We start from the raw sequence: 18,452 nt of genomic DNA, 5'->3' as shown, positions 1-18,452 counted from the left end.
TCTCGACCGGCCCGGCCGCCCGCCGTCAGGCCCGCGGGTCGGCGCGGTAGGGGTTGGCGCCGTACGGGTCGGCGGCGTAGGGGTCGGCGTACGGCCCCCGGCCCGGCCGCGGCAGCTCGCCGCCACCGCCCTCCGCGTCCGCGTCCGCGCCGGTGTCCGGGTCCGCGTCCTCCGGCCGCCGCGCCTCCTCGGGCTCGTAGGGGGAGAGCTCCCGGGCCAGCAGCGTCGCGCCCGCCACCCCGCCCGGCATCGCCAGCACCGTCACCACCGGGATCAGGAACAGCAGCGCCAGGCCCGCGCCGAAGCCGAGCGTCATCGGCAGCCGGGAGCGCAGCAGCCGCAGCCGCTGCTTCTGCGACAGGCCGCGCTTCTGCAGCGGGGTGCCCGTCAGCTCGACGGCCAGGTAGAAGCCGGACACGCACAGCGCCACCACCGGGACGACGGTCTGCCCCAGCACCGGGATGAACCCGCACAGGAACAGCACGATCCCGAACGCCGCCGCCCGCAGCAGCACCGCGAGGCTGTCCCGCGCCGCGACCCAGAGCTGGCGCCACAGCGGGACGTCCGGCTCCGGCGGGCCGCCGCCCTCGGTCTCCTCGACCTTCGCCGACAGCGACTCGTAGAACGGCTCGCCGATCAGCAGCGCCGCCGCCGTGAAGGTCAGCATCGACAGCAGCCCGCCCGCGACGACCGCCAGCACAGCGACGACCGTCCGCACGGCGTCGCGCAACGGCTCGCTCCAGCCGTCCGCGAACGGCGTCGCCCAGGCGGCCAGGTCGCCCGCGTAGACGATCAGCACCGCCAGTGCCACCACGTACCCGACCAGGGCGATCAGCGCCGGGATCATCCCGAAGCCCCACCACCGCCCGTGCCGCGCCACCCACCGCTGCCCGCTGAACAGGAACCGCAGTCCCGCCCCGAAATCTCGCATTCCCGCACCCTAAAGGAACCGTCAAGTCCGGCGGACGCCCACCCACCCCTGACGGTCCGTCAGCGCCGGGCGCGCAGACCCGTGCGGCCCCGGCCCGGGCCGCACGGGTGGTCTAGTGGGGGCCGCCCGCCGGGCCGCCCGCCGGGGCGGACGCGCGGGTCTGCGCGGCGGGGGCGGTGGCGGCGGTGGGCCCGGCGGGGCGCAGGACGGCCGCGGCCGCGGCGGTGACGGCGCACAGCAGGGTGAGCAGCAGGAAGGCGTGGTTGAGGGCGGTCAGGTGGGTGAGCCAGCCGATGACGGCGGGGCCGGCCAGCATGCCGAGGTAGCCGAGCCCGGCGACCCGCGAGACGTTGGCGCCCGCGGCGGCCGGGTCGGCGTGCCCGGCGGCGCTGAACAGTTGCGGGACGCACCCGGACAGGCCCAGGCCGAACAGCGCCCAGCCGAGGAACGCCGCCCACACCCAGGGCGTCAGGGCGGCGACGGTGATGCCGACGGCGGCGGTGGCCGCGCCGTACCGCAGGACGGCCGCCGCCCCGTACCGGGCCGAGACCCGGTCGGCGAGCAGGCGCCCGGTGGTCATCGCGGCGGCGTAGGTGCCGTAGGCGAACGCGGCGGTGCTCGCGGGCGCGCCGAGCACGTCCTTGAGGTGCAGGGCGCTCCAGTCGTTGGCCGCGCCCTCGCTCAGCATCACCATCAGCGCCAGCACCGCGAGGACCCTGATCCGACGGCGGGTGCCGCTGTCGGCGGACGACCTGGCGGACGCGGCGGACGCGGCCGACACGGCCGGTGTCTCGGGTGCCTTGGGCGTCTTGGGCGTCTCGAGTGCGGGCCCGTCCCCGGCCGGCGCCGCGCCGCCGGGCAGCAGGCTGCGGGCGGTCAGCAGTGCGGTGGCGGCGCCGGCCGCGCCGAGGAGGGCGAGGGTGGCGGCCGGGCCGAGCCCGGCGGCGGCGGACGCGGCGGCGGCCCCGGCCGCGATCACGCCGCCGACCGAGAAGGTGGCGTGGAAGCCCGACATGACGGGACGCCCGTACGCCTGCTCCACGTGCACGGCGTGGGCGTTCATGCTCACGTCCAGGCAGCCGTTGGCGAAGCCGAAGACCAGCAGCGCCCCGGCCAGCGTCCACGGGTCCGGGGCCAGGGCGGGCAGCACCAGCGACGCGGCGCACAGGACGCCGGAGGCCGGGACGACGGCCCGGGCGCCGAGGCGGTCGGTGAGCGGCCCGGCCGCCCGCATGCCGCCGAAGGCGCCGAGGCCCAGCAGCACCAGCAGGCCGCCGAGCGCGGCGTGGCCGATGCCGACCCGGGTCTCGATCGCGGGGATGTGCACGACCCACGCGCCCATCAGGGTGCCGCACAGGACGAAGTAGACGTAGGTCGCCACGCGAGCGGCCCGGAGCGAGCGTTCCATGCGGACGACCATAACGAACATCTGCGATGTTCGAAAGTGGCGATATCGAACAGATTGCCTGTGCGTTGTGCGGTGCGGTTCAATCTCGGTATGAACAACGCGGAGCGGCACGCCCTGATCGCCCAGACCGTCCGGGACGCGGGCAGCGCCACCGTCCCGGAACTCGCCGAGCTGACCGGCGCCTCCGAGATGACCATCCGGCGCGACCTGGACGCCCTCTCCGCGCAGGGCGTCCTGGAACGCTTCCGCGGCGGGGCCCGCACCCTGCTGCTGCGCGGCGAGGAACCCCCGTTCGCGCTGCGCGCCCGCGAGGCCGTCGACGCCAAGCGCCGGATCGCCGCCGGGATCTCCGCCCTCATCGCCGACGGCGAGACCGTCGTCCTCGACAGCGGCACCACCTGCCTGGAACTCGCCCGCCTGCTGCGCGAACGCCCCGTCACCGTGATGCCGCTCTCGCTGCCCGCCGTCCACGTCTTCGGCGACACCCCCGGCCCGGCCACCCTGATCGTCCCCGGCGGACAGCCCCGCGCCACCGAGGGCGCCCTGACCGGCCCGCTGACCCTCGCCTCGCTCTCCGCCCTGCGCTTCGACACCGCCGTCCTCGGCTGCTGCGCCCTCAGCGCCGCCGACGGCCTGACCTCCTACGACCTCGACGACGCCACCGTGAAGAAGGCCGCCACCGCCGCCGCCCGCCGCACCCTCGCCGCCGCCGACGGCGGCAAACTCGGCCGCACCGCCTTCGCCCGCGCCGTCCCCACCGACCACCTGCACACCCTGGTCACCGACCCCACCGCCCCGCCCGCCGAACTCGCCGCCCTCGAAGCCGCCGGCGTCACCGTCACCGTCGCCTGACCCCGCCCGGCGTGGCGGACCGCCCCGCACCGGGTACCCGGAGAAGGTGGACGCCGAAGAGCGGCGGGACGGACGACGATGACGACGGAACGACGGAGGTGGCCGGTGGACGGTCGGGTGACGGCGGAGCAGGCCCGGACGTGGCTGGACGTCGCGGTGGCCGAGGCGGAGGCCGGACGCGCGGAGGGCGGCATCCCGATCGGGGCGGCACTCTTCCGGCGGGACGGGCGGCTCCTCGGACGCGGACACAACCGGCGGGTCCAGGACGGCGACCCGTCCCTGCACGCCGAGACCTCCGCGTTCCGGAACGCCGGACGGCTGCGCGGCTACCGCGACACGGTGATGGTCACCACCCTCTCGCCCTGCTGGTACTGCTCGGGTCTGGTCCGCCAGTTCGGCATCGGCCACGTGGTGATCGGCGAGTCCACCACCTTCACCGGCGGCCACGACTGGCTCGCCGCCCACGGCACCGGCATCACCCTGCTCGACGACCCGCGCTGCGTACGCCTGATGACCGACTTCGTCACCGCCCGCCCCGACCTCTGGTCCGAGGACATCGGCGCATGACCCCCACCCGCCCCGCCGAAACGGCACCGCCCGCCACCGCGCACCAGGCACGACGACGGGCGGAAACCCCACTCTGACGGCCCGTCAGGCGCGCACGGAAGCCACCGCGGCCCCCAGCGCCTCCTTGATCCGCGGCCCGAGCCGACCGAACCCGAGCTCCTTCATGGCCGCCCGCAGCAACTCGTCGTCACTGCGCTTCTCCCCGTCCGCGTCCAGCCAGGCCACCAACGCGACCAGTTCCTCCGCGGAGTACCCGGTGATCGGCTTGCCGGGCGTCAACTCGGGCTTGACCGGCCCGGCCGCCACCACAACAGCCTCCGGCTCGGGCTCCACGACCTCCGGCTCGGGCTCGGGCTCGACTACAGCAGCCTCGGGCTCCACGACCTCCGGCTCCACCGCAACGGGCTCGACCTCGGGCTCCGGCTCCGCCACAACGGCTTCCGGCTCCACGACCTCGGCCTCAACGGCGACAGCCTCGACCTCGACAACCTCCGGCTCGGCCACCTCGGCCTCAACGGCGACAGGCTCCGGCTCGGCCACAACAGCCTCAGCCTCGACCGCCACAACCTCGACCTCGGGCTCCGGCTCCACGACCTCGGCCTCAACGGCGACAGCCTCGACCTCGACCGCCTCCGGCTCCGCCACCTCGGCCTCAACGGCGACAGGCTCCGGCTCGACCACAACAGCCTCAGCCTCGACGGCCTCCGGCTCCGCAATCTCGACTGTGGCCTCGACCTCGGTCTCCGCCGCCGGCTCAACGGCCTCGACGGCGATCTCCGCCTCGGGCTCCTCAGCAGCAGCCTCGACCTCGATCACCGACTCTTCGACGGCGACCTCAGCCTCGGACTCGGCGGCCTCGACCTCGACCTCCGGCTCCTCGACGACAACCTCGACCTCGGTCTCCACCGCCGGCTCCTCGGCCACCGGCTCCGAGACCTCAGCCTCCACCTCGGTCACGGTCACGGTCTCCACCGCGACAACCTCGGTCTCGGTCTCCACCACCGTCTCCTCGACAGCGGTCTCGACCTCCGCCTCCGCAGCCGTCCGCGGCCCCGCCGCCAGCGCGGCCTTCGCGGCGACGTGCCGGTCGTACGCCGCCAGCGCAGCGTCCTTGTCGGCCTGCCGCTCGTGCAACTCGTCCAGCAGCTCCGTGAGCCCCTGCTCGGCGAGTTCCAGCCGCAGCTGGCGCAGGGCGGAGAGGCGGTAGAGGGTGCCCTCGTCCGCGGCCAGGCGGTCGACGAGTTCGGCGAGTTCGGCGAGCGGGAGGGAGTCGAGGGAGCGCTCGGGGAGGAGGCGGGCCAGTGAGCGGACCGCGTCGGTGAGCGACTCGACGACGTTGGCGGTCTCGGTGAGCAGGGTGCCGTCCACGGGCACCGCGGGGCGGGAAGCCGCGGTGGAGAGGATGTTCCAGTCGCGGTGGGCGGCCGCGGCGGCGACCAGCGCGGCGTGCAGGTCGGCGCGGCCGGGGCGGGTGCCGGTGGCGGTGAGGGCGCGGGCCTGGGCGCGGAGCTGGCGGCGGCGGTTCCAGCCGAGCTTGGCGCCGCTGTCCTTGCGGTAGGCGGCGCTGCCGGTCGCGGCGGCGAGCTCGACCAGGTCCTGCTCGTAGACCTCGGTGCGCAGCGTCGCGCTGGTGGCGTGGACGCGCTGGAGGAGTTCGAGCAGGGTGGTGAGGCCGCCGAGGGTGTCGGGGATGTCGAGGCCGGCCTTGGCGGCGATCGCGTTGGCGGCCCGGCCGACGGCGCGGGTGTCGCGGCTGCGGAGTTCGGCGAGGACGGTGGACGCGGCGCGGGCGTCCTCGGGCCCGGTGAGCGTCTCGGCGGCCTCCAGCCAGGGGTTGGCGTCGGCGGTGAGGGTGAAGCCGCCCTGGTCGGCGAAGCGGCCGAGTTCCTCACGGGTGCTCTGGCGGGTCTCGCCGTCCGTCGCGGACGCGGTCTCGGACGCGGCGTCGTCGGCGTCGTTCAGGGTGCGCACTGTCATGTGAAGTCCGGTTCGTGGCGTTTGGCGGGCAGAAGGACTGGCGGGGCGGGTGGGGTGGTTGCGGCGGTGGTGGCGTCGCGGGAGGCCAGAATACGGGTGCGCGTTCGAGCCGTGCACGCACCGGCCCTCCGTGAAATACCGGGCCGCGGCGGACCGGTGGCGGTGGGCGCGGGCCCGTCCGTGTGGTCCGCATGGTAGGGAGCGGCACCGACAGTACGCCCCGCCGGGGTGGGGGCCGGGCGTTGGGTGGGGTCATCGACGCTCTCCGCTCGTAGGGCCGGGGGCGCCGGGGGCGGTGTCCGCGGGCAGGAAGCGGTGCAGTTCGGCGAGCCCGACGGGCGGCTGGTGGTCGCGGACGTGGTCGCGGTGCCACCAGGCGCCGGTGTCGCGCAGCTCGGGGCCGTCGGTGAAGCGGTAGCGGTACAGGCGGGCCCGGACCAGCGCGGGCGGCGCGTCGGGGAAGGGGTTGCGGCGCAGCAGGCGCAGGGTGGCGGGGTCGTTGACGAGCAGGCGGGCGAGCAGCGGGAGGAACCAGGGGCGGGCGTAGGACGGGGAGATCGCGGCGAACCACATCAGCCAGTCGAGCCGCAGGTGGTAGGGCGCGAACTGCCGTGGCAGGCGGCGCACTTCACCGGGTTTGCCGGGGAACTCGTACTCCTGCCAGCCGTCCGTGCCACGCGCGTCGCGGGTGCCTTCGAGGACGATCTCGTACCTGGTCCGGTTGACGGAGCCGAACGCGCCGTAGCTGTTGACCAGGTGGAGCCGGTCCCAAGAGCGGTTCATCTGCTGGCGCGGGGAGACCAGGTTGCGCGCGGGCTGCCACGAGCGGGCGAGCACCAGCAGGGCGTACGCGGCCACCAGGGCCTGGTACCAGGCGGGTTGGCCCGGGTAGCCGTGGTCGGGGCCGATCGGCAGGGCGCGGCGCAGGGTGCCGGTGTCGAGGACGGACAGGGCGAGGGCGACGGTGAGCCAGTTCAGCCAGGCGAAGTTGCCGGAGGCGATCAGCCACAGCTGGGTGGCGACCATCAGCAGGGCGGCGTCGGAGGCGATCGGCTGCGGGAGGAACAGGCCGAAGGGGACGACGAGTTGGACGACGTGGTTGGCGGCGGCCTCGACCTTGTGCAGCGGGCGGGGCAGGTGGTGGAAGAACCAGCTGAGCGGGCCGGGCATGGGCTGGGTCTCGTGGTGGTGGTAGAGGCAGGTGAGCTTGCGCCAGCAGGCGTCGCCGCGCCACTTGATCAGTCCGGCGCCGAACTCGACCCGGAACAGCAGCCAGCGCAGCAGCCACAGCACGGGCAGCGGCGGGGCGACCCGGTCGTTGCCGAGGAACACGGCGAGCGCCCCGGCCTCCAGCAGCAGGGACTCCCACCCGAAGGCGTACCAGGTCTGCCCGGTGTTGACGATCGACAGGTAGAGGACCCAGAGCAGCGCCCAGAGCGCCATCGCCGCGCCGAGCGGCAGCAGGTTCGCGGCTCCGGCGAGCAGGGCGGCGGACAGCAGCAGGCCGGTCCGGGCGAGGACGGCGTAGAGGCGGTCGCTGTAGTGCCAGTGGAACAGGCTGGGGGCGCGGCGGAACGGGACGCGGGCCAGGAAGCGCGGGATCGGGAGCAGGCCGCGGCTGCCCAGCAGGGCGCGGAACTGCCGGGCGGCGGCGAGGAATCCGCAGCCGTAGACGAGGGCGAGCAGGCGCAGGAACAGCTCGCGGGCGAGCCGGTACTCGGGTGCGGCGAACCATGCCATGCGGCCGCTTCCTCCGATCGGCTGCGCCAGGGCCCGCCCCCATGCCTACCATCCGGCGCGGCCGGGGCGGCCCGGCCGGGGGCGCGGTGGTGCGCCGGTTCATCCGGTCGGCCCTGTCCGGCGTGCGGTGGAGGGGATTCGCCCGTAGTGACCCGTACCGGGTGCTGAAACTCCCTGCCGGGCGCGGGCGGAGTGTGGTGTCATTCCGCCGAACGCCCGTGTCAGGACCAAGACCAGGAGACGCCCATGTCCGCGCCCTCCCCGCAGACCCCGGCCGACGCCGACCCCGACTGTCCGACCCCGGGGGCACCCCCCTCCGACGCGCCCCCTGCCCCCACCTCCCCCACCAGGACCGCGACCAAGGCCGCCGTCCGCCCGGGCGGGCTCGGGGCGGCGGTGTGGGCGGCGCTCGGCATCGTGTACGTGGTGTGGGGGTCGACCTACCTGGCGATCCGGGTGGTGGTGGAGACCATGCCGCCGCTGCTGTCGGGCGCGCTGCGCTTCGGCGCGGCGGCGCTGCTGCTCGGGGCGGGCCTGGCGGCCCGTCAGGGGTGGCGGGCACTGCGGGTGACGTGGCCTCAGTTCGGCTCCGCGTTCCTGGTGGGCGCGCTGCTGCTGGTCGGCGGCAACGGGCTGGTGGTGCTGGCCGAGCGCACCGTGCCGTCGGGGCTGGCGGCGCTGATGGTGGCGAGCGTGCCGCTCTGGGTGGTGCTGCTGCGCCGGGCGTTCGGGGTCCGGACCGGCGGGACCACCCTGGCGGGGGTGCTGCTCGGGCTGGTGGGCCTGGGGGTGCTGACCGCGCCGGGCCTGACCGGCGAGGTCGGGCTGTCGGGGCTGCTGCTGGTGGTGATCGCGGCGGTGGTGTGGGCGCTGGGCTCGGTGCTGGCGGGGCGGCTGCCGATGCCGGCCGATCCGTTCGTGGCGAGCGTGTACGAGATGCTGGCGGGCGCGCTGGGCGCGCTGGCGCTGGCGTTCGTCCGGGGCGAGCCGGGCCGGTTCGACCCGGGGGCGGTGTCCGCCGGGTCGTGGGCGGGGCTGGTGTACCTGGTGCTCTTCGGATCCATTGTCGCGTTCACGTCTTACGCCTGGCTTCTGCAGCGTGCACCGCTGACTCTGGTGGCCACCTATGCGTACGTCAATCCGGTGGTGGCGGTTTTCCTCGGCTGGCTCTTCCTCTCCGAGGCGCTGACCTGGCCGATCATGCTGGGCGGCGCGATCGTGGTCGGCGGCGTGTTCCTGGTGGCGCGTAACGAGCGGTGAACGCTCCGTAGGCAAATCTCCCGGATTGCATTCAAGAAGGTAACGACTTGGCTGAAACACCCCCACCAATGATTTACTTCTTGACGACACATGACGGGTGGGCTTGACTCCCCTTCACCTCGCCGTAGGGACACGGCGCTGTCAGGGAGGCACCACCCACCATGAACTCGATGACGCGTCGACTCGTCATCGGCACGGCCGCCGTGTCGATGGCGCTGTCGCTCGCCGCCTGCGGGGACGACAAGCCCTCGTCCTCGGGCAACCAGTCCATCGGACTGCTGCTGCCCGAGCGATCCTCGTCCACCCGCTACGAAGCGTTCGACAAACCGCTGATCCAGGCGTCCGTCGAGGGGCTGTGCACCAAGTGCGCCCTCGACTACGCCAACGCCGACGGCGACGAGAAGGTGCAGAAGGAGCAGTTCGACGCCCTGCTCTCCCGCGGGGTCAAGGTGATCCTGCTCGACCCGGTGAACGCCGCCGTCACCGCGCCGTGGGTCGAGGAGGCGAAGAAGAAGGGCACCAAGGTCATCGCGTACGACCGGCTGGCCGCCGGCGACGTGGTCGCCTACATCTCCTTCGACAACCAGCGCACCGGCGAACTCCAGGGCCAGGCCCTGCTGGACGCGATGGGCAAGGCCGGCAAGAAGCCCGCCGACTCCGACATCCTAATGATCAACGGCGCGGAGACCGACCCCAACGCCGCCTCCTTCAAGACCGGCGCGCACCTGGCGCTGGACGGCAAGGTCAAGAAAATCTCCTACGAAGAGTCCGGCGAGTGGAAGCCCGAGGTCGCCTCGGCGAAGATCGACGAGGCGGTCTCCAAGCTAGGCAAGAACGGCTTCCAGGCCGTGTACTCCGCCAACGACGGCATGGCCGGCGCGATCATCGACGCCCTGCACAAGGCCGGGCGCACCGACGTGCCGGTCGGCGGGCAGGACGCCTCGCTGGACGCGATCCGCCGGATTCTCACCGGCGATCAGGCGTACACCATCTACAAGCCGTACCAGCCGGAGGCCGAGGCGGCCGCCAACATGGCGGTCTACCTGGTCAAGGGCATCGACATCACCTCGGTGGCCGCCGCCGTCACCCAGTCCGGCGACAAGCAGATCCCCTCGATGCTGCTCACCCCGGTCGTCGTCACCAAGGACAAGATCACCGAGACGGTGATCGACGGCGGCCTCTACAAGGCCGAGGACATCTGCACCCCGCAGTTCGCCAAGGCCTGCAAGGACGCCGGCATCCCCGGCTCCTACTGACCGGAGCGGGCGGCGCGGCACCTTGTGCGGGGGTGCCGCCCCGCCCGCTCCACCTCGACGGAACCACCCGTCCCGGTCGGTTCACCCGTCCCGGTCGGTTCACCCGTCTCAGCAGGTCCGACCGGTTCGGCCGGTTCACCCGTCTCGGCCGGTTCGTCCGTCCCGGTCGGCCCGCCCCGCCGCTCGTCGGCGGTGACGGCCCGCCAGACCGGGACGGCCAGCACCACCATGGCGGCGCCGAACAGCAGGAAGGTGCCGGGCGTGCCGAGCAGCCGCTGGAGCAGCAGGCCGACGGCCGCGCCCGCGGGCATCGCGCTCATGATCACCGCGCGGTAGGCGCCGCCCACCGCGCCGCGGATCCGCGGCGGGGTCAGCCGCTGGCGGATCGTCACGGTGAGCACGCCCCACATGCCGCCCAGGCAGCTGCCGACCGTCATCGCCGCGAACAGTGCCGGGCCGTGCAGGAACACCGGCGCGGTGAACATCAGCCCCCAGCCGAGCCGGGTCGCGCACAGCACCGGCGCGCCGCCGAAGCGGCGTTCGGCCCGGTGCGCGGTGAGCGAGCCGATCGCGGTGCCGACGCCCACCGAGCTGAGCAGCACGCCGTAGCCCGCGTCGCCGAGGTGCAGCGGGCCGCTGGTCGCGTACACCACGAACAGCGCCAGGAACGAGGTGTTGGCGAGCGTGGTGAGCACCCCGGCCAGGGTGATCACCCGGATCACCCGGTTGCGCAGCAGGAACGCCGGACCGTCCCACAGCCGCGACCGCTCCGTGCCCTTCTCCTCCTCCACCCCCTCCCGCGCCGGAACCTCCCGCGTCGGAGCCTCCCGCGTCGGAGCCTCCCCCGCCGGGGGCGGGACGCGGCCGACCCCGCGCGGCAGCGCGGTGAGCCGGAGCATCGAGCCGAGGTAGCCCGCGCCCGCGACCAGGAAGGTGACCGGGGCGGCCAGCCCGGTCAGCCAGCCGGCCAGCGCGGGGGCGACGAACTGGCTGGTGACCCGGACGGTGGTGGCCAACTGCCCGTTGGCCCGGGCCAGTTCCCCGGCGGGAACGATGGTGGGCAGCACGGTCTCGCTGCTGGTGTTGAACACCGTCTCGGCGGTGCCGACCAGGAACGCCAGGGCCAGCAGCAGCGCCGGCGGCAGCGTCCCGGCCCAGGCGGCGGCCGCGATCCCGAGGATCAGCAGCGCCCGCGCCCCGTCCGCGGCCACCATCAGCGCCTTGCGCCCGGCCCGGTCGGCGAGCAGCCCGGCGGGGATCCCGAACAGCAGCCACGGCACCGTGCTCACCGCCATCACCAGCGACGAGGCGTTCACCGAGCCGGTCAGGTGCGCCACCACCAGCAGCAGGCCGGTGCGCAGCACGCCGTCGCCGGTGTTGGCCAGCACGGACGCGCCCAGCAGCACCCGCAGCGGACGGTTCGGCTCAGCGCTCACAGGCGGAAGCTAGTACGCGAACCGCCGTGGCGGAACGTCCTCCCGGCGACTGGGAGCGAGATCACAGGACGGCGACGCGGTACCCGTGGCGGCCCGGGCTGTGATGCACTGGGCGCCTTGCCGAACGAGGGGGAGCGTCGCGACATGGACGTGCAGACCGACTACTTCCGGGCCGCCGACGAGGCCGCCGTGCGGAAGGTGATGACGAGCGGGGAGCGCCCGGCCGCCGAGGTGTTCGAATCGGTGCGGGCCCGGGGGATCGACCCGACCGTGGTCCTGCCCCGCCTGGTGTGCGCGCTGCGCGAGGAGGACGCCCCGGATACCGCCAAGGACGGCCCGGACCGCTCGGTGTGGCCGACCGGCCTGCAACCCTGGCACGAGGAGGCCCCGGCCACCGCCATCGACTTCGAGGACCCGTGGATGACCGGCCCCTGGGTGGTCGAACTCTCCGACGAGACCCGGGACGCCCTGGCCGGCGTGCAGCGCAAGCGACTGCCCCAGCTCACCAGCCAGTGGGCCCGCACCGAAGAGGTGAAGAGCGTCGAGCGGATCGAACTCATGAAGCTGATCCACCAGTTGGGCGTCCTGGCGCGCCGCGCGCAGCAGGACGGACAGCACCTCTACTGCGTCCTGACCGCCTGACCGTCCGCCGCCCGCACCCGCTCCGCCCCCTTCTCCGCCACGTTCTCCTCCGCCATCCCCTTCCACCAGGCCCGCTTCCGCCCGGCTCCCTTCCACCAGGCCCGCTTCCGCCCGGCCCGCTGGGTGGCCGCGATGCAGGCGACGACGGCGAGGGCGGTCGGGACGGCGGTGGCCGGCAGTGTCTCGGCGAGTAGCAGGACGGCCCAGCAGAGCGTCAGCAGCGGTTGGGCGAGCTGGAGTTGGCTGGCGCGGGGGACGCCGATGGCGGCCATGCCGCGGTACCAGACGACGAAGCCGCCGAACTGGGAGACCGCCGCCAGGTAGGCCAGTCCGGTGACGCCGTGCCAGTTCCAGTGCACGGGTTCGACGGTCAGTGCGAGCGCGCCGGTGAGCGCGGTGACGGGCAGCGCGGCGACCACGCCCCAGCCGATCACCTGCCAGCCGGGCATCCGCCGGGCCAGCCGCCCGCCCTCCGCGTAGCCGAACGCGCAGACCAGCAGGGCCCCGAACAGGTACAGGTCGGCGGTGGTCAGGCCCGCGCCGCCGCTCTGCTGGACGGTGAAGGCGAGGACGACGGCGGCCCCGGCCAGCGCGGCGGCCCAGAACGCGCGCGGGGGCCGCGACCCGGCCCGCAGGGCGCCGACGGCGGCGGTGGCCAGCGGCAGCAGGCCGATCACCACGGCGGAGTGCGCGGTGGAGGAGAGCCGCAGCGCGAGCGTGGACAGCAGCGGGAAGCCGACCGCGCAGCCCACCGCGACGGCCGCCAGGCCCGGCCAGGCGGACCGGGGCGGAACGCGGGCGCCGGTGGCCAGCAGGCAGGCCCGGCCAGCAGTCCGGCGAGGATTCCGCGCAGGCCGGTGACCGTCCACGGGCCGAAGCCCTCCAGGGCCCAGGCGGTGGCGGGGAAGCTGAACGAGAAGGCGAACACCCCGAGGGCGGCCTGGGCGGTGCCGCCGACCGCTATCGGGCGAAGTGCGGTAGCGCTATCTTTGTCTGACATACAGGACGGTAGCAGTTGTCGCCCGCCGCCCGGAAGGGCCGTCCCGCGCCCCGGAGGAGAACAGCAGATGACCGTCCAGGAGCTGACCGACGCGCTGCGCGGCACGGTGTTGCGCTACTCCCCCGGGGAGCGGATTCCCAGTAGCAGGGAGCTGGTGGAGCGCTACCGGGTCAGCCCGGTCTCGGTGTCGCGGGCGATCCGCGAGCTGGTCGCGGAGGGCGTGGTGGTGTCGCGTCCGGGCGCGGGGGTGTTCCGGGCCGGGCCGCGGCCGGCGCCCGCCGCGCGGGGTGACTTCTCCTGGCAGGAGGTGGCGCTGAGCGCGCAGGCGGGCGCGCCGCCCGCCCGGGTGGTGGACGCCTCGGGGGTGCTGGCGGCGCTCGCGCTGGCCCCGCCGGAGGTGATCGACCTGAACAGCGGCTACCCGCACGCCTCGCTGCTGCCGGAGCGGGCGCTGGCCGGTGCGCTGGCCCGGGCCGCCCGGCGTCCCGGGGCGTGGGGGCGGCCGCCGCTGGAGGGGCTGCCGGAGCTGCGCGGCTGGTTCGCCCGGGAGGTGGGCGGCGGGGTCACGGCGGCGGAGGTGCTGGTCACCGCGGGCGGGCAGAGCGCGCTGACCTGCGCGCTGCGCTCGCTGGCCCCGCCCGGCGCGCCGGTGCTGGTCGAGTCCCCCACCTACCCGGGCCTGTTGGCGATCGCCCGGGCGGCGGGGCTGCGCCCGGTGCCGGTGCCGGTGGACGCGGACGGGGTGCTCCCGGAGCTGCTGGAGGAGGCGTTCGCGGCGTCGGGGGCGCGGCTGTTCGTCTGCCAGCCGCTGTTCCAGAACCCGACCGGCTCCGTTCTGCCCGCGGGGCGGCGGCGGGCCGTGCTGGCGGCGGCGAGGCGGGCGGGGGCGTTCGTGGTGGAGGACGACTTCGCCCGGCTGCTGGCCCACACCGACGCGGGCGAGCTGCCCGCGCCGCTGGCCGCCGACGATCCGGACGGCGTGGTGGTGCACGTCCGCTCGCTGACCAAGGCGGCCTCGCCGAGCCTGCGGGTGGGGGCGCTGGTGGCCCGGGGCCCGGCGCTGGCCCGGTTGCGCTCCGTCCAGGCGGTGGACTCCTTCTTCGTGCCCCGCCCGCTCCAGGAGGCCGCCCTGGAGCTGGTCACCGCCGCCGAGTGGCCGCGCCACCTGCGGTCGCTGGCACGGGAGTTGACCGAGCGACGGCAGCTCTTCGCGACCGCGCTGGCCGCCCGGGTGCCCGCCCTGCTGCCGCCGGGCCTGCCGCGCGGGGGTTTCCACCTCTGGCTGCCGCTGCCCGACCGGATCGAACCGGCCGCCTTCACCGCCGCCGCCCTGCGCCACGGCGTCGCCCTCTCCCCCGGCCGGAACTACTTCACCGCCGAGCCCGGCCCCCGCACCCGGGTCAGCCTCGCCGCCGCCGAGCATCCCGCCCAACTCGCCACCGCAGCAGACCGGTTGGCCGCCGCCCTGGAGTCCTTCGACTGACGGCCCGTCAACTCTCCTTCTTTGAGATCTCAGTGGGCGAGTTCCAGCAGCGCGATGCCCGCCAGCACGGTCGCGCTGGCGGCCAGCCGCAGGGTGCCGAGGCGTTCGCGCAGGACCAGGGTGCCGATCAGGGCGGCGATGACGATGGAGGTCTCGCGCAGGGCGGCGATGGTGGGCAGGTCGCCGACGGTCTGCGCCCAGACCACCAGTCCGTACGCGGTGAGCGACATCAGCCCGCCGGCCAGGCCGACGGCGCGGCCCTCGCGCAGCGCGGGCCGCAGGGTGCCGCGGCGGACGGCGGCCACCGCGGCGAGGACGGCCAGGCCCTGGAGGAGGAACATCCAGGCGATGTACCCGGCGGCCGAGTGCGCGGCGCGGACCCCGCCCGCGTCGACCACGGTGTACCCGGCGATCAGTACGCCGTTGCCCAACGCGGCTCCGATCGCCGGGAGTTGGTCCCGGCCGGGGACGCCGCCGACCAGCGCGAGCCCGGCCAGGCCGAGCGAGATCACCGCGACGGCGGCGAACTGCCCGGCGGGCAGCGGGCGGTGCAGGACGGTGGCGGAGAGCAGCGCGACCACCGCCGGGGAGGTGCCGCGGGCGATCGGGTACAGCTGGCCGAAGTCGCCGAGCCCGTAGGCGCGGACCAGCAGCAGCTGGTACCCGGTCTGGAGCGCGGCGGAGGCCAGCAGGTACGGCAGGGCACCCGCGCCGGGCGGCGGGACGAACAGCGCGAGCGCCCCGCCGAAGGCCACGAACACCAGGTTCATCTGCGCGATCCCGGCCATCCGGTCGCGCACCCCGTGCACCAGCGCGTTCCACACGGCGTGCAGCAGCGCGGCGGCGAGCACCACGAACGGGACGGCGCCCTGACTCACGGGTTCTCCCTCCACAACGGTCCGACCCCAAAAGATGTACAGCCAACTTAGCGTCCCTCGCCGCCCCGACTATCACCGCCCCCGCCCCGGCCGCACCCCGACCGCGCCCCGACCGGCACCACCCTCGGGCCGAACGGCCGAGAATCCCACTTTCATGCTCGAATCTGCTCGAAAACCGATATGATCACGCAGATTCAGTCATGCACACCGTCCGTGCACCCGTCCGACGAACAACCGACCACCACCCTGGGGGCGTCCGCCGTGATCCTCACCGTCACGCCGAATCCGGCGCTGGACGTCACCTACACCGTGCCCGGGTTCCGCCCGCACACCAGCCACCGGGTCACCGAGGTGGCCGCCCAGGCGGGCGGCAAGGGCGTCAACGTGGCCCGGGTGCTCGCCGCACTGGGCCGTTCCGTCCGCTGCGTGCTGCCGCTCGGCGGGCCCACCGGGGACGCGGTGCGCGCCGACCTGGCCGCCGCCGGGCTGGACCACGCCGCGGTGCCGATCGGCGGCGACACCCGGCGCACCGTCACCGTCGCGGACGGCGCCGACGCCACCGTGCTCAACGAACCCGGCCCGGCGCTGACCGCCGCCGAGTGGGACGCCCTGCTCGACGAGACCGCCCGGCAGCTGCCGCAGGCCGCCGTCCTGGTGCTCTCCGGCAGCCTGCCGCCCGGCGCCCCCGCCGACGGCTATGGTCGACTCGTCGCGCTGGGGCGGCGGTTCGACCTGCCCGTGGTGCTCGACGCGGACGGCCCGGCGCTGCTCGCCGCGCTCCCGGCCGGCCCCACCGTGATCAAGCCGAACGCCGCCGAACTCACCGCCGCCACCGGCCTGCCCGACCCCCGCGACGCCGCCCGGGTGCTGATCCGGCGCGGCGCCGAGTCCGTCCTCGCCTCGCTCGGCCCGGACGGCCTGCTCGCCGTCGACCGCCAGGGCACCTGGCGCTGCGCCCCGCCCGCCGCCGTCACCGGCAACCCCACCGGCGCGGGCGACTCCGTGGTCGCCGCCCTCGCCGCCGGCCTCTCCGGCAACGCGGGCTGGCCCGCCGTCCTCCCCGACGCCGTCGCCCTCTCCGCCGCCACCGTCCTGCACCCCCGCGCCGGCCACTTCGACACCCCCGCCTACCACCACCTGCGCGCCACCCTCACCGCCACCCGGGTCGACGCCGCCACCTCCCTCACCTCCTGACCGCACCGGGGCCCGGCGAGAACGGCGGTCTCGGGACTGCCGGACGGTACCGGGGCTGCCGGACGGTACCGGGGCTGCTGGGGTTCCTGGCGGCAGAAGCCGCCGGTGGCACGGACTTTCCGACGGCTCCGGCGCGCAGCGGCATCGACCCGCCGTTCCCCCCGGGCCGTTCGGCTCTCTAGGCTGGAGGGGTGCAGCCCGTCGAGCCGCTTGCCCTGTGGGAGATCGCGACGCCGTCGCGGGCCTGGCGGCTGCCCGGGGTGGCGATGGCCGGGTTCCGGGCGCGGGGGGCGGCGGATCTGGGGGTGGTGCCGTTTCCGGCGGTGACGTTGGCGATCGATCTGGGGGCGGAGCCGCTGGTGGTCGCGGACGGGGGGCGGCGGGTGGGCGGCAGCGCGGTGGTGGGGCTGGCCCCGGAGGGGTTGCGCGGGAGCGGGCGGGAGGTGGAGTGCCTACAGGTGCGCATGTCGCCGTTGGTCGCGCACGCGGTGCTGGCGGGTTTCGCGGCGGAGGGCGGCCCGCTGGTCGGGCTCGACGAGGTGTGGGGCCGGGACGCCGTCCGGCTGGAGGAGCGGCTGCGGGCGGCCCCGTCCTGGGAGTCGCGGTTCGCGCTGGTGGCCGGGGCGTTGGCCGCCCGGTTCCCGGAGGGCCGCCGGGTGGACCCGGAAGTCGCCTACGCGTGGCGCGAGTTGGCGCGCTCGCACGGGACGGCGCGGGTGGACGGGCTGGCTGCGGCGGCGGGGTGGAGCCGCAAGCGGCTGTGGTCGCGGTTCCGGGCGCAGGTGGGGCTGTCGCCGAAGCAGGCGGCCCGGCTGGTGCGGTTCGACCACGCGGCGCACCGGTTGGCGGCGGGCCACCGCCCGGCGGCGGTCGCCGCGGAGGCGGGGTACGCGGACCAGTCGCACCTGCACCGGGAGGTCGCCGACTTCGCCCGGGTGACGCCGTCCGCGGTGGCGCGCGAGCCGTGGCTGTCGGTGGACGAGGTGGCCTGGTCCGCCCCGGGCTACCTGAACGGGTAGCGCCGGAAGGCCGGAACACCGGGACACCGGGACACCGGAACATTCGTCCAAGACCCGTCCCGGTCCGGGCCGCGAGACTGCGGGCATGACCGAGAACCTGTTCACGTCCCTGTCCCGGTACGGCGTCGACGCGCCCGGTTTCGTCTCCTCGACCACCGCCCTCGGCGCGGCCTGCGCGTTCGCGGCCGCCGCCCGCCCGTTCCGGGGCCGGGCGGCGGTGGCGGGCCTGGGGGCCGGGCTGCTGGCGCAGGCGGGGGTGTACCTGTACACCACGCTGCGCGGCAAGTTGCGGGTGTGGGAGCGCGAGTGGGACGCGCTGGGGCTGCGCGGCGACGAGCGGCTGCTGGACCTGGGGTGCGGCCGGGGCGCGGTGCTGATCGGCGCGGCCCGGCGGCTGCCGCGCGGGCGGGCGGTGGGGGTGGACCTGTGGGCGTCGAAGGACCAGAGCGGCAACACCCCGGCCGCGACGCTCGCCAACGCCGCCGCGGCCGGGGTCCGGGACCGGGTCGAGGTGCACACCGGCGACGTCACCGCGCTGCCGTTCCCGGACGCGGCCTTCGACCTGGTCACCTCCGCCCTGGTCCTGCACAACGTCCCCGACCCGGCCGCCCGCCTGCGTGCCCTGGACGAGGCGCTGCGGGTGCTGCGCCCGGGCGGCCGGCTGCTGCTCGCCGACTTCTCCCCGATGGTCCGCCGCTACGCCGCCCACCTGGGCGCGGGCACCGTCCGCGGCCTGGGCCCGGCGTACTGGTACGGCGGGCCGTGGCTGCCGGTGTCGATGCTGGAACTGCGCAAGGACGGCTGACGGT

The 18,452-nt window shown here is 75.0% G+C and carries 15 protein-coding genes and 1 pseudogene; 9 read left to right on the top strand and 7 right to left on the bottom strand.

From position 1 onward, the window contains the following. Positions 1-25: 25 nt before the first annotated feature. On the bottom strand, positions 26-931 hold the full coding sequence (locus tag QMQ26_RS28760; RefSeq protein ID WP_282203241.1) for an EI24 domain-containing protein: 906 nt from the start codon (positions 929-931) through the stop codon (positions 26-28). A 112-nt stretch (positions 932-1,043) separates the two neighbouring features. Beyond that, positions 1,044-2,339 carry an MFS transporter gene (locus tag QMQ26_RS28755; RefSeq protein ID WP_282203240.1) on the bottom strand — a complete coding sequence of 432 codons (1,296 nt, stop codon included), beginning with the start codon at positions 2,337-2,339 and terminating at the stop codon, positions 1,044-1,046. A gap of 90 nt (positions 2,340-2,429) precedes the next feature. On the opposite strand from QMQ26_RS28755, the gene QMQ26_RS28750 reads away from it, so the two are divergent. Both QMQ26_RS28750 and QMQ26_RS28745 read left to right on the top strand, forming a co-directional pair. Beyond that, entirely contained in the window at positions 2,430-3,191 is a 762-nt protein-coding gene (locus QMQ26_RS28750; protein ID WP_282203239.1) for a DeoR/GlpR family DNA-binding transcription regulator, read from the top strand. Between the two features lie 78 nt (positions 3,192-3,269). After that, on the top strand, positions 3,270-3,758 hold the full coding sequence (locus tag QMQ26_RS28745) for a nucleoside deaminase (protein ID WP_404813980.1): 489 nt from the start codon (positions 3,270-3,272) through the stop codon (positions 3,756-3,758). Between the two features lie 84 nt (positions 3,759-3,842). Here the strand turns inward: QMQ26_RS28745 and QMQ26_RS28740 are convergent, their stop codons facing one another. Beyond that, on the bottom strand, positions 3,843-5,735 hold the full coding sequence (locus QMQ26_RS28740) for a hypothetical protein (RefSeq protein WP_282203237.1): 1,893 nt from the start codon (positions 5,733-5,735) through the stop codon (positions 3,843-3,845). Positions 5,736-5,987: 252 nt separating this feature from the next. Next, entirely contained in the window at positions 5,988-7,475 is a 1,488-nt protein-coding gene (locus tag QMQ26_RS28735; RefSeq protein ID WP_282203236.1) for a lipase maturation factor family protein, read from the bottom strand. Positions 7,476-7,721: 246 nt separating this feature from the next. Between QMQ26_RS28735 and QMQ26_RS28730 the strand changes: the two genes are divergently transcribed. Both QMQ26_RS28730 and QMQ26_RS28725 read left to right on the top strand, forming a co-directional pair. Then, positions 7,722-8,735 (top strand): EamA family transporter, encoded by a 1,014-nt coding sequence (locus tag QMQ26_RS28730; protein WP_282203235.1) that lies wholly within the window; start codon positions 7,722-7,724, stop codon positions 8,733-8,735. A gap of 161 nt (positions 8,736-8,896) precedes the next feature. After that, positions 8,897-9,991 (top strand): sugar ABC transporter substrate-binding protein, encoded by a 1,095-nt coding sequence (locus QMQ26_RS28725; RefSeq protein ID WP_100839704.1) that lies wholly within the window; start codon positions 8,897-8,899, stop codon positions 9,989-9,991. On the opposite strand, the gene QMQ26_RS28720 is transcribed toward QMQ26_RS28725, so the two are convergent. Then, positions 9,985-11,427 carry an MFS transporter gene (locus tag QMQ26_RS28720; protein ID WP_282203234.1) on the bottom strand — a complete coding sequence of 481 codons (1,443 nt, stop codon included), beginning with the start codon at positions 11,425-11,427 and terminating at the stop codon, positions 9,985-9,987. The genes QMQ26_RS28725 and QMQ26_RS28720 overlap by 7 nt on opposite strands. 144 nt (positions 11,428-11,571) lie before the next feature. Between QMQ26_RS28720 and QMQ26_RS28715 the strand changes: the two genes are divergently transcribed. Continuing rightward, the gene (locus QMQ26_RS28715) at positions 11,572-12,069 is read left to right on the top strand and encodes a hypothetical protein (protein ID WP_282203233.1); all 498 of its coding nucleotides are present in this window, start codon (positions 11,572-11,574) and stop codon (positions 12,067-12,069) included. A gap of 113 nt (positions 12,070-12,182) precedes the next feature. Here the strand turns inward: QMQ26_RS28715 and QMQ26_RS28710 are convergent. After that, positions 12,183-13,069: pseudogene (locus tag QMQ26_RS28710) on the bottom strand (DMT family transporter); the annotation flags it as partial. Between the two features lie 67 nt (positions 13,070-13,136). On the opposite strand from QMQ26_RS28710, the gene QMQ26_RS28705 reads away from it, so the two are divergent. After that, a complete protein-coding gene (locus QMQ26_RS28705) occupies positions 13,137-14,552 on the top strand; it encodes an aminotransferase-like domain-containing protein (RefSeq protein WP_282203232.1) in 1,416 nt (471 codons plus the stop codon). A 29-nt stretch (positions 14,553-14,581) separates the two neighbouring features. Here the strand turns inward: QMQ26_RS28705 and QMQ26_RS28700 are convergent, their stop codons facing one another. Beyond that, positions 14,582-15,430: a DMT family transporter gene (locus QMQ26_RS28700; RefSeq protein WP_100839708.1), complete on the bottom strand. Its 849-nt coding sequence runs from the start codon at positions 15,428-15,430 to the stop codon at positions 14,582-14,584. 261 nt (positions 15,431-15,691) lie between these two features. On the opposite strand from QMQ26_RS28700, the gene QMQ26_RS28695 reads away from it, so the two are divergent. From QMQ26_RS28695 to QMQ26_RS28685, 3 genes are all read left to right on the top strand, one after another. Further along, the gene (locus tag QMQ26_RS28695) at positions 15,692-16,624 is read left to right on the top strand and encodes a 1-phosphofructokinase family hexose kinase (protein ID WP_282206636.1); all 933 of its coding nucleotides are present in this window, start codon (positions 15,692-15,694) and stop codon (positions 16,622-16,624) included. A 191-nt stretch (positions 16,625-16,815) separates the two neighbouring features. Further along, positions 16,816-17,643 carry a helix-turn-helix domain-containing protein gene (locus tag QMQ26_RS28690; protein WP_282203231.1) on the top strand — a complete coding sequence of 276 codons (828 nt, stop codon included), beginning with the start codon at positions 16,816-16,818 and terminating at the stop codon, positions 17,641-17,643. Positions 17,644-17,728: 85 nt separating this feature from the next. Then, positions 17,729-18,448 carry a class I SAM-dependent methyltransferase gene (locus QMQ26_RS28685; RefSeq protein ID WP_282203230.1) on the top strand — a complete coding sequence of 240 codons (720 nt, stop codon included), beginning with the start codon at positions 17,729-17,731 and terminating at the stop codon, positions 18,446-18,448. The last annotated feature ends 4 nt before the right edge of the window (positions 18,449-18,452 follow it).

The sequence above is a fragment of the Kitasatospora fiedleri genome (assembly GCF_948472415.1).
Lineage (GTDB): Bacteria > Actinomycetota > Actinomycetes > Streptomycetales > Streptomycetaceae > Kitasatospora > Kitasatospora fiedleri.
The sequence above is the reverse complement of the archived record's forward strand: the minus strand, read 5'-3'. Positions and strand labels throughout refer to the sequence as shown.

Excerpts from the sequence above, each read along its gene's own strand:
- QMQ26_RS28760 (WP_282203241.1), bottom strand. The coding sequence starts at position 931 with ATGCGAGATTTCGGGGCGGGACTGCGGTTCCTGTTCAGCGGGCAGCGG.
- QMQ26_RS28755 (WP_282203240.1), bottom strand. The coding sequence starts at position 2,339 with ATGGAACGCTCGCTCCGGGCCGCTCGCGTGGCGACCTACGTCTACTTC.
- QMQ26_RS28750 (WP_282203239.1), top strand. The coding sequence starts at position 2,430 with ATGAACAACGCGGAGCGGCACGCCCTGATCGCCCAGACCGTCCGGGAC.
- QMQ26_RS28745 (WP_404813980.1), top strand. The coding sequence starts at position 3,270 with ATGACGACGGAACGACGGAGGTGGCCGGTGGACGGTCGGGTGACGGCG.
- QMQ26_RS28740 (WP_282203237.1), bottom strand. The coding sequence starts at position 5,735 with ATGACAGTGCGCACCCTGAACGACGCCGACGACGCCGCGTCCGAGACC.
- QMQ26_RS28735 (WP_282203236.1), bottom strand. The coding sequence starts at position 7,475 with ATGGCATGGTTCGCCGCACCCGAGTACCGGCTCGCCCGCGAGCTGTTC.
- QMQ26_RS28730 (WP_282203235.1), top strand. The coding sequence starts at position 7,722 with ATGTCCGCGCCCTCCCCGCAGACCCCGGCCGACGCCGACCCCGACTGT.
- QMQ26_RS28725 (WP_100839704.1), top strand. The coding sequence starts at position 8,897 with ATGAACTCGATGACGCGTCGACTCGTCATCGGCACGGCCGCCGTGTCG.
- QMQ26_RS28715 (WP_282203233.1), top strand. The coding sequence starts at position 11,572 with ATGGACGTGCAGACCGACTACTTCCGGGCCGCCGACGAGGCCGCCGTG.
- QMQ26_RS28705 (WP_282203232.1), top strand. The coding sequence starts at position 13,137 with ATGACCGTCCAGGAGCTGACCGACGCGCTGCGCGGCACGGTGTTGCGC.
- QMQ26_RS28685 (WP_282203230.1), top strand. The coding sequence starts at position 17,729 with ATGACCGAGAACCTGTTCACGTCCCTGTCCCGGTACGGCGTCGACGCG.